At 66.5% G+C, this 8,115-nt stretch carries 7 protein-coding genes; 2 read left to right on the top strand and 5 right to left on the bottom strand.

Going from position 1 to position 8,115, the window contains the following annotated elements:
• Positions 1 to 86: 86 nt before the first annotated feature.
• The gene (locus AX735_RS20955; protein ID WP_066284437.1) at positions 87 to 623 is read left to right on the top strand and encodes a DUF177 domain-containing protein; all 537 of its coding nucleotides are present in this window, start codon (positions 87 to 89) and stop codon (positions 621 to 623) included.
• Here AX735_RS20955 and AX735_RS20960 read toward each other — a convergent pair.
• The 4 genes from AX735_RS20960 to AX735_RS20975 all read right to left on the bottom strand — a co-directional run bounded on the left by AX735_RS20960 (position 620) and on the right by AX735_RS20975 (position 3,142).
• The gene (locus AX735_RS20960) at positions 620 to 1,912 is read right to left on the bottom strand and encodes a hypothetical protein (protein WP_066284441.1); all 1,293 of its coding nucleotides are present in this window, start codon (positions 1,910 to 1,912) and stop codon (positions 620 to 622) included. The genes AX735_RS20955 and AX735_RS20960 overlap by 4 nt on opposite strands.
• A gap of 100 nt (positions 1,913 to 2,012) precedes the next feature.
• The gene (gene rplT, locus AX735_RS20965; protein WP_023837523.1) at positions 2,013 to 2,375 is read right to left on the bottom strand and encodes a 50S ribosomal protein L20; all 363 of its coding nucleotides are present in this window, start codon (positions 2,373 to 2,375) and stop codon (positions 2,013 to 2,015) included.
• Positions 2,376 to 2,418: 43 nt separating this feature from the next.
• A complete protein-coding gene (gene rpmI / locus AX735_RS20970) occupies positions 2,419 to 2,622 on the bottom strand; it encodes a 50S ribosomal protein L35 (RefSeq protein ID WP_023837522.1) in 204 nt (67 codons plus the stop codon).
• A 142-nt stretch (positions 2,623 to 2,764) separates the two neighbouring features.
• Entirely contained in the window at positions 2,765 to 3,142 is a 378-nt protein-coding gene (locus AX735_RS20975) for a VOC family protein (RefSeq protein ID WP_060979251.1), read from the bottom strand.
• Positions 3,143 to 3,302: 160 nt separating this feature from the next.
• Between AX735_RS20975 and AX735_RS20980 the strand changes: the two genes are divergently transcribed.
• Positions 3,303 to 5,438 (top strand): PQQ-dependent dehydrogenase, methanol/ethanol family, encoded by a 2,136-nt coding sequence (locus AX735_RS20980; protein WP_066284443.1) that lies wholly within the window; start codon positions 3,303 to 3,305, stop codon positions 5,436 to 5,438.
• A 34-nt stretch (positions 5,439 to 5,472) separates the two neighbouring features.
• Here the strand turns inward: AX735_RS20980 and AX735_RS20985 are convergent.
• The coding region (locus tag AX735_RS20985) for an EAL domain-containing protein (protein WP_156447566.1) at positions 5,473 to 8,115 on the bottom strand (2,643 nt) is incomplete at its 5' end.

The raw sequence follows: 8,115 nt of genomic DNA on the forward strand, positions 1-8,115 counted from the left end.
GTCACCGCCACGGCCGATCATCTGGCGCAGCTTTATGCGCGGCTTCGCGTCCTTCCGGCGACAACGATCATGCAGGGGAGCTTCTGATGCAGGAGCCGACCGAATTTTCGCGCCCCGTCGACCTTCGCGCGATTCCCCGGCAGATCGTCGAACTGAGCGCCGACGAGGCAGAGCGTGCCGCGCTCGCACGCCGGTTCGATATCGTCTCGATCGGTTCGCTGACGGCGACCGCCAGCATCGAGGAGCGCGCCTCGGGTGTCGATGTCTCGGGACGGATCGAGGCGGCGCTGGTCCAGTCCTGCGCGATTTCGGGCGAGGATTTCCCGGTGCACATTGCCTCCGACTATCGGCTGCGCTTCGTGCCCGAAGCCGAATATGAGGCCGCGCTGGCCGATGCCGGAGAGGAAATCGAGCTCAGCAGCGACGATCTCGATACCATTGCCTATTCGGGCAGCAGCATCGATCTGGGCGAGGCGATCGCGCAGACGCTGGCGCTCGAGATCGACCCTTATGCCGAAGGGCCGAATGCCGAAGCCGCGCGCGCCGAATACGGCCTCTCCACGCCCGAAGCGAGCGGGCCTTTCGCGGCGCTGCAGGGGTTGAAAAAGGGCCAGGAGGGCTAGGGCTTGGGCACGCCGATATTGTCGAGCAGCTGATCGATCGCGGCCACAGCCGCCGCATATTCGGGCGAATCGATGCTGCTATAGGTGCGCTCGAACAGCCCGGCATCCAGGCCCTCGGGTCTGTCCAGCGCCTCGCCCGGCAACAGCTGATCGTCGGTCACCGCCGCCAGCCGGGTCTGGAGGAAGCGGGCCAGCTGCGGGTTGGTCGCGGCGCGGGCGAAGCGTTCGCCCGAGCGGTCGGCGGCAAGATCGACGAACGAAAAGCCCGATCCGCCCTTGAGGCTGTCCGACAGCTCCTTGAACACACCCAGCGACTGCGCCGCCTGACCACCCAGGCTCGCCCCCAGCGCGGCGGAGAGCGCCCAGTGCTTGGCGAGATCGCCGCGCCCTGCCAGCGCGACCGGGTCGTCGGGCGGGGAACATGTGCTCACCAGCGGCAGCGACGCCCCGGCGAGGCGATCGCGATATTCGGGCACCGTCCGCATCGCGACCGCAAGGAGCAGACCGCGATTCTGTTCGGCCGGGCCGAGCTCCGCCGGACGCTCCAGCTGCCATGCGCGGCGGACGATGACGGCCAGATCAGGATCGGCATGGCGCGACAGCGCGCAATAGGCGCGCGCCACCCAGCGCGGATCGCTGGCCGTGCCGCCCAGCTGCGCAAGGCCAGCCAGCGCCGCGTTGCGCCCGGGATTGATCAGCACGACACGCGCGGCTTTCGGCGCGATCTGCACCTGCAGCAATGTCTCCTCGAGCGTCGGCGGATCGGGCATGTCGGGCTGGGCGATCGACCAGGCCTGACCGATCAGCCACCGCATCAGCCAGGCCGGAACGGGCAGATGGCCGATGCTGGCGCGCACGGTAGGCAGTCCCCGGCCTGCGCCGGTGCTGTGCGCCCTCGCCTCGAGGTTCAGCCACGCGCCCAGCGGCAGGCTGCGGCTCAGCCGCAGCACGAGTTCGGGCGGCGCAGCGGCGCGTCCCCGGGGTGCGATCAGCCGCGCCTCGGCCCGGCTCGGCGCGATTACCTGGCTCGCCATGGCCGAAAAGCCGTCGAGCTCGCTCTGCCGCAGGACGATCGTTTCGCGCGCGCCCGCGACGGCATTCTGCCCCGCGACCTGCTTGGCGATGCCGCGCGCCAGAGCGATGCTGCGCGCATCGGGCGGGACCGGCGGGCCGACCAGCGGTTCGCCATCGATCGCCAGAAAGGCCGCGACCAGCATCGCCAGCGCCAGCAGGCGCAGCAGCAGCGTCCAGCGGGAGCGCGTGCGCGGTTTCGGTGCTGCGGGGGTCATCGTGCGGCCTTGTGGGCGCGACTGGGCCCTGCGCAAGCAAAAAGCGCCGAAATCGCGAGGACTTCGGCGCTTATTGCGTTGAACCGATGAAGGTACCGGATCAGGCGGCGGGCAGAGCTGCCTGTGCCTGCTTGACCAGACCCTTGAACACTTCGCCCTCGTTCATCGCGAGATCGGCCAGGACCTTGCGGTCGAGTTCGATTCCGGCGAGCTTCAGGCCATGCATGAAGCGGCCATAGGTCAGGCCTTCCATGCGGGTCGCGGCGTTGATGCGCTGGATCCACAGAGCGCGGAAGTTGCGCTTCTTGGCCTTGCGGTCGCGATAGGCATACTGACCTGCCTTTTCGACGGCCTGACGGGCGATGCGGATGGTGTTCTTGCGACGGCCATAATAGCCCTTCGCCTGTGCGAGAATGCGCTTGTGCTTGGCGCGGGTGGTAACACCCCGTTTGATGCGTGCCATGAGTTATATCCTTGTGAAAATCGAGAGAAGGGGTCCGGCGGGATCAACCCAGGCCGTAGGGAGCCCATTTCTTGATGGTCTTGGCATCGGCGTCCGAAATGACGCTGGTGCCGCGATTCTGGCGGATATACTTGGCATTGTGGCTGATCAGCCGGTGGCGCTTGCCAGCGACGCCGTGCTTCACCTTGCCGGTGGCGGTGAGCTTGAAGCGCTTCTTGACGCCGCTCTTGGTCTTCAGCTTGGGCATTTTGGTCTCCTTTTTGGAAATCCGCATCAAGCGAACATGGCAGCCCATAACCAGCCAGCCCGCTTATTCGGAAGCGTGCGCGCCTAGCGGGATTCTGCGCCAATTGCAAGGCACAGAATCCCACGCGGCGGCTATGATCCGATCAGAGCCGGTGCATCGCGCAGATCTTGTTGCCGGCCGGGTCGCGCAGATAGGCGAGATACAGCTTCATGCCCGCGCCTTCGCGCACGCCCGGCGGATCCTCGATCGCGGTGCCGCCATGCGCCAGGCCGGCCGCGTGCCATGCATCGCAGGCCTCGGTGGAGCTGGCCGCAAAGCCGATGGTGCTGCCATTGCCGCAGCTCGCCGGCTGGCCGTCGATCGGCTTGGTCAGCAGGAACAGCCCGCCATTGTTCATGTAGATGACGCGGCCCTTGGGATCGACCATTCCGGGCTTGCCGCCCAGCGCAGCCATGGTCGCATCGTAGAACGCCTTGGACGCGTCGATATCGTCCGCGCCCAGCATGACGTGTGAAAACATGGAACTCTCCTGTTGTTGATCGGCCAGCTCTTAACCGAGTGGTTAAATCACCATGGACAAGCCGTCTGGCCCCCGTCAATATCCGGTTGCGCAAAGACAGCCATTGGCCGCCAAAGGTCAAGACAAAACGGGCTGGGCACATGGAGAGAGGAACGAGGCGATGAGGCTGAAAGCGGCTGTGGGGGCGGCGCTGGCGCTGCTGGTGGCATCCTGTTCGGGCGGAGGCGCGGACAACAAGGCGACCGACACCACCGGCATCGATGGCGCGCGGATCATCAAGGCCAGCGGCGAGGAATGGCTGAGCTATGGCCGCACCTATGACGAGCAGCGCTTCAGTCCGCTCGACCAGATCAATACCGGCAATGTCGGCGAGCTGGGCCTCGCCTGGTATGCCGATCTCGACACCGCGCGCGGCCAGGAGGCGACGCCGCTGGTGATCGACGGCAAGATCTACGTCACCACCGCCTGGTCGAAGGTCAAGGCGTTCGACGCCACCACCGGCAAGCCGCTCTGGGACTATGACCCCAAGGTGCCCGGCGAAACCGGGGTCAAGGCGTGCTGCGACGTCGTCAATCGCGGCCTCGCCGCCTGGGGCAACATGCTGTTCCTCGGCACGCTCGACGGCCGCCTGATCGCGCTTGATCGCGGCACCGGCCGCGAGATCTGGAGCAAGGTGACGGTCGATCAGGACAAGTCCTACACCATCACCGGCGCGCCGCGCGTGATCGACGGCATGGTCATCATCGGCAATGGCGGCGCGGAATTCGGCGTGCGGGGCTTTGTCGCCGCCTATGATGCCGCGACCGGTAAGCAGCTGTGGAAATTCTACACCGTGCCCGACCGGCCCGGCGCGAACGAGGCGGAATATCTGAAAGCCGCTGAGACCAGCTGGAAGGGCGAATACTGGAATATCGGCGGCGGCGGCACCGTCTGGGACGCAATGGCCTATGATCCCGAACTTGGCCTGCTGTACGTGGGCGTCGGCAACGGATCGCCGTGGAACCAGGCCTATCGCAGCCCCGGCGGCGGCGACAATCTGTACCTGTCGTCGATCGTCGCGATCAAGGTGAAGACCGGCGAATATGCCTGGCACTACCAGACCACGCCGGGCGAGACCTGGGACTATACCGCGACCCAGCATATCATGCTCGCCGACCTGGAAATCGGCGGCAAGACGCGCAAGGTGCTGATGCAGGCGCCCAAGAACGGCTTTTTCTACGTGATCGACCGCACGACCGGCGAATTCATCTCCGCCAACAATTTCGTGCCGGTCAACTGGGCGACGGGCATCGATCAGAAAACCGGCCGCCCGATCGAGAACCCGGCCGCGCGCGTCGACAAGACCGGCAAGCCCTTCATCGTCTCGCCCGGCCCGCTGGGCGCGCACAACTGGCACCCGATGGCCTATGACGCCAAGCAGAAGCTCGTGTTCATCCCGGCGCAGATCACCAGCTATCCCTATATCCCGGCGGCCGGCTGGAAGCCCTCCAAGATCGGCTTCAATGTCGGGATGGACACCGCGAACAACGCGATGCCCGCCGACAATGCCGTGCGCGAGGCCGCGAAAAAGGCGACCAAGGGCGTGCTGATCGCCTGGGACCCGGTGGCGCAGAAGGAACGCTGGCGCGTGACCCTGGGCGGACCGTGGAACGGCGGCGTGCTCGCCACTGCTGGCGGTCTTGTCTTCCAGGGCAATGCCATGGGTAATTTCGTCGCCTATGATTCGGCCAGCGGCAAGAATCTGTGGAGCTTCGAGGCACAGACCGGCGTGGTCGCAGCACCGATGACCTATAGCATCAATGGCGAGCAGTATGTCGCGGTGCTCGCCGGATGGGGCGGCGCATGGCCGATCACCGCCGGCGTGCTCAGCGACATGTCGGGCCCGGTGCGCAACATCTCGCGTCTGCTGGTGTTCAAGCTGGGCGGCAAGGGCAAGCTGCCCGCGATGCCCGCTGCCGACGCGCTGCCGCTCGATCCGCCTGGCCTCACGGCTGCGGCCGATGTCGTGCAGGGCGGCGCGCAGCTCTATGGCCGCTATTGCACTGTCTGCCATGGCGATGCGGCGGTCCAGGCCTCGGGCCGCGGCGGCATCATCCCCGATCTGCGCTATTCGGGCACGCTCTCCAGCGCCGAGAACTGGCAGATGATCGTCCATGACGGTGCGCTCAAGGACAATGGCATGGTCAGCTTCGCGCCGGTCATGTCGAAGCCCGAGATCGACAGCATCCGCCAGTATGTCATCGCGCGTGCCAACGAGGACAAGGCCCTGATGACGAAGAAGGTTGCGATGAAGTGACGCGGCGGCGGGGCGTCAGGCCCCGCTGCCTGCATCACGCACGCAGCGCGGCCTGTTCGGCCGGTTCCGCCTGCATCGGCGAAGGACGATCGAACAGATAGCCCTGCGCCTCGTCGCAACCTTCATCGACCAGCAGCTTGAGCTGGTCGAGCGTCTCGACACCTTCGGCCAGCACCGGAATGCCGAGCGAGCGCCCGAGTGCCAGCACCGCCCGGATGATCGCCTGCGCCTGCGGGCTCTCGCCCGATTGCAGCAGGAAGGACTTGTCGATCTTGATCTTGTCGAACGGGAAGGAATGCAGCGTATCGAGCGACGAATAGCCGGTGCCGAAATCGTCCATCGCGACCGAGACGCCCAGTGCCTTGATCCGCCGCAGACTGTGCAGCGCGCGTGCCTTTTCGGTGATCAGCGCGGTCTCGGTGATTTCCAGTTCCAGCCGGCGCGGTGCCAGCCCGGTTTCCAGCAGGATCGACGTGACCATTTCGGGCAGGTCCGGCTGGAGCAGCTGCACGGGTGAGAGGTTCACCGCGACCTTGTCCTGGCTGGTCCAGCTCGCTGCCTCCCGGCAGGCCGCCCGCAGCACCCATTCGCCGATCCGGAGGATCTCACCGGTCTGTTCGGCGATGGGAATGAACTCCATCGGCGAGATATGGCCCAGCCGCGGATGCTTCCAGCGCAGCAGCGCCTCATAGCCACTGATCTGGTGTGTGCGCAGCGAACGCTGCGGCTGGTAGAGCAGCCGGAACTCGTCGCGCGCCAGCGCGTGGCGCAGTTCGTTGGCGATCTGGCGGCGATGCCGCGCGTCCTCGTCCATGCCGGCCTGATAATAGCAGATCGTCTCGCCGGGGCTGGCCTTGGCGCGGTACATGGCGAGGTCGGCATTGTTGAGCAGCGATTCGCGCCCCTGCGCATCGCCCGGATAGGTGGCGATGCCGAAACTCGCGCCGACGCTCGCCGCCTCCCCCTCGCCGGGCGAAAGCGCACCGCTGATCCGGGCGACAAAGCCCTCGAGCTCTGCCGGTTCGTCATAATGCTTGGCCACCGCGAACTCGTCCCCGCCCACGCGCGCGGCAATCTCGCCCCGCTCGAGCACCTCGGCCAGACCGGTGCCGATCTGCTGCAGCACCCGGTCGCCCGCCGCATGGCCATGGGTGTCGTTGATCTCCTTGAACCGGTCGAGATCGATCGCGATCACCGCCACCTGACCCCGCTGCACCGCTGCCTGGGCCAGTTCGCCATCGAGCCACTGGTTGAAGCTGGTGCGGTTGGGCAGGCCGGTCAGCCCGTCGTGCAGCGCCATGTGCACGATCTGCTCTTCGGAACGCCGCCGTGCGGTAATGTCCTCGATCGTGGTCACCCAGCCGCCATCGGCCATGCTGCGGCTCGACATCGCGACGACCAGGTCCTCGTCGAGCTCGAGCACGAAGGGCGGCAGGCTGGGATCGCGCAGCGAATCTTCCAGCCGCGCCCAGATCCTGGCCAGCTGCGATTCGGCGGTCGCCTCGCCGGTGCGCGCGGCCAGCGCGGTGCGCAGAACGTCGAGCGCGCCGGTTCCGGGCGGGCATTGGCCGTCGCCCAGGCCCCACATTTCGGCAAAGCGCCGGTTTGCCAGCACCAGCCGCCCCTTGGCGTCGAACAGGCACAGCCCCTGGTGCATATGGTCGAGCGCGGCATCGCGATGGCGGCGCGCTTCGGCAATGTGGTCCTGGTCTTCCTTGAGCCGGGTGATGTCGCGGGTGATCTTGGCAAAGCCGAGCAGCTTGCCCGATTCGTCGCAGAAACGCTCGATGGTCACCTGCGCCCAGAAACGCGTTCCGTCCTTGCGCACGCGCCAGCCTTCGCCGCTGAACTTGCCCGTCTCGCGCGCGGTGACGAGCGCTCGTTCGGGCACGCCTTCCGCGCGTTCCTCGGGCAGGTAGAAGCTCGCCAGTGGCTTGCCGACAATCTCTTCCGGCCGATAGCCCTTGAGCCGTTGCGCACCGGCATTCCAGTTGGCGACCCGGCCTTCGGCATCGAGCATGTAGATCGCACAGTCCGAAATGCCCTTGATCAGCGCGCCGAACTGCATCTCGCTCGCGCGGATCGCCGCCCGGGTGCGCCGCGCGATGACGAGGCCGCTGAGACACAACGCCAGCAGACAGGCGGAGGCCAGCGTGATGAGGATCGACATGGTGGTCGGCGAGAGCAGCGCGCGCGAACCCTCGATCCGCGAGGGCACCAGATCGATCGCGGTCATGCCCGAAAAATGCAGCCCGACGATCGCGCCGGTCATGATCAGCGCCGCAGAAAGGCCCGAAGCCAGGCTGGTGCGGCGACGCGCCAGCGCCAGCGCCGGATAGAGCGGCACGATGGCAAGAGCGACCGACAGCGCCAGATAGCCGATATTCCAGCGGATAAGCGCGGGCATTTCGAGCGCGGCCATGCCAACATAGTGCATCACGGCAAAGCCCGATCCGGCGAGCACGCTCGCGGTGGCCAGCGCCCTTGCCCCCTGCCCGCGCGTTGCGATGAGCATCGCGGCGATGGTGGTTGCCAGGACGACCAGCAGCGACCCTGCGGTCCGCGCGATCTCGTAGCCGACGATGATGCCCGGGTCATAGCCGAGCATCGCGACGAAATGCGTCGACCAGATGCCGAAGCCGGTGGCGAACCCGCCCGCCACCGCCCAGCCCAGCCG

Origin of the sequence: Blastomonas sp. CCH1-A6 (assembly GCF_001556365.1) — a bacterium.
GTDB lineage: Bacteria > Pseudomonadota > Alphaproteobacteria > Sphingomonadales > Sphingomonadaceae > Blastomonas > Blastomonas ursincola.

Excerpts from the sequence above, each read along its gene's own strand:
- AX735_RS20955 (WP_066284437.1), top strand. The coding sequence starts at position 87 with ATGCAGGAGCCGACCGAATTTTCGCGCCCCGTCGACCTTCGCGCGATT.
- AX735_RS20960 (WP_066284441.1), bottom strand. The coding sequence starts at position 1,912 with ATGACCCCCGCAGCACCGAAACCGCGCACGCGCTCCCGCTGGACGCTG.
- rplT (WP_023837523.1), bottom strand. The coding sequence starts at position 2,375 with ATGGCACGCATCAAACGGGGTGTTACCACCCGCGCCAAGCACAAGCGC.
- rpmI (WP_023837522.1), bottom strand. The coding sequence starts at position 2,622 with ATGCCCAAGCTGAAGACCAAGAGCGGCGTCAAGAAGCGCTTCAAGCTC.
- AX735_RS20975 (WP_060979251.1), bottom strand. The coding sequence starts at position 3,142 with ATGTTTTCACACGTCATGCTGGGCGCGGACGATATCGACGCGTCCAAG.
- AX735_RS20980 (WP_066284443.1), top strand. The coding sequence starts at position 3,303 with ATGAGGCTGAAAGCGGCTGTGGGGGCGGCGCTGGCGCTGCTGGTGGCA.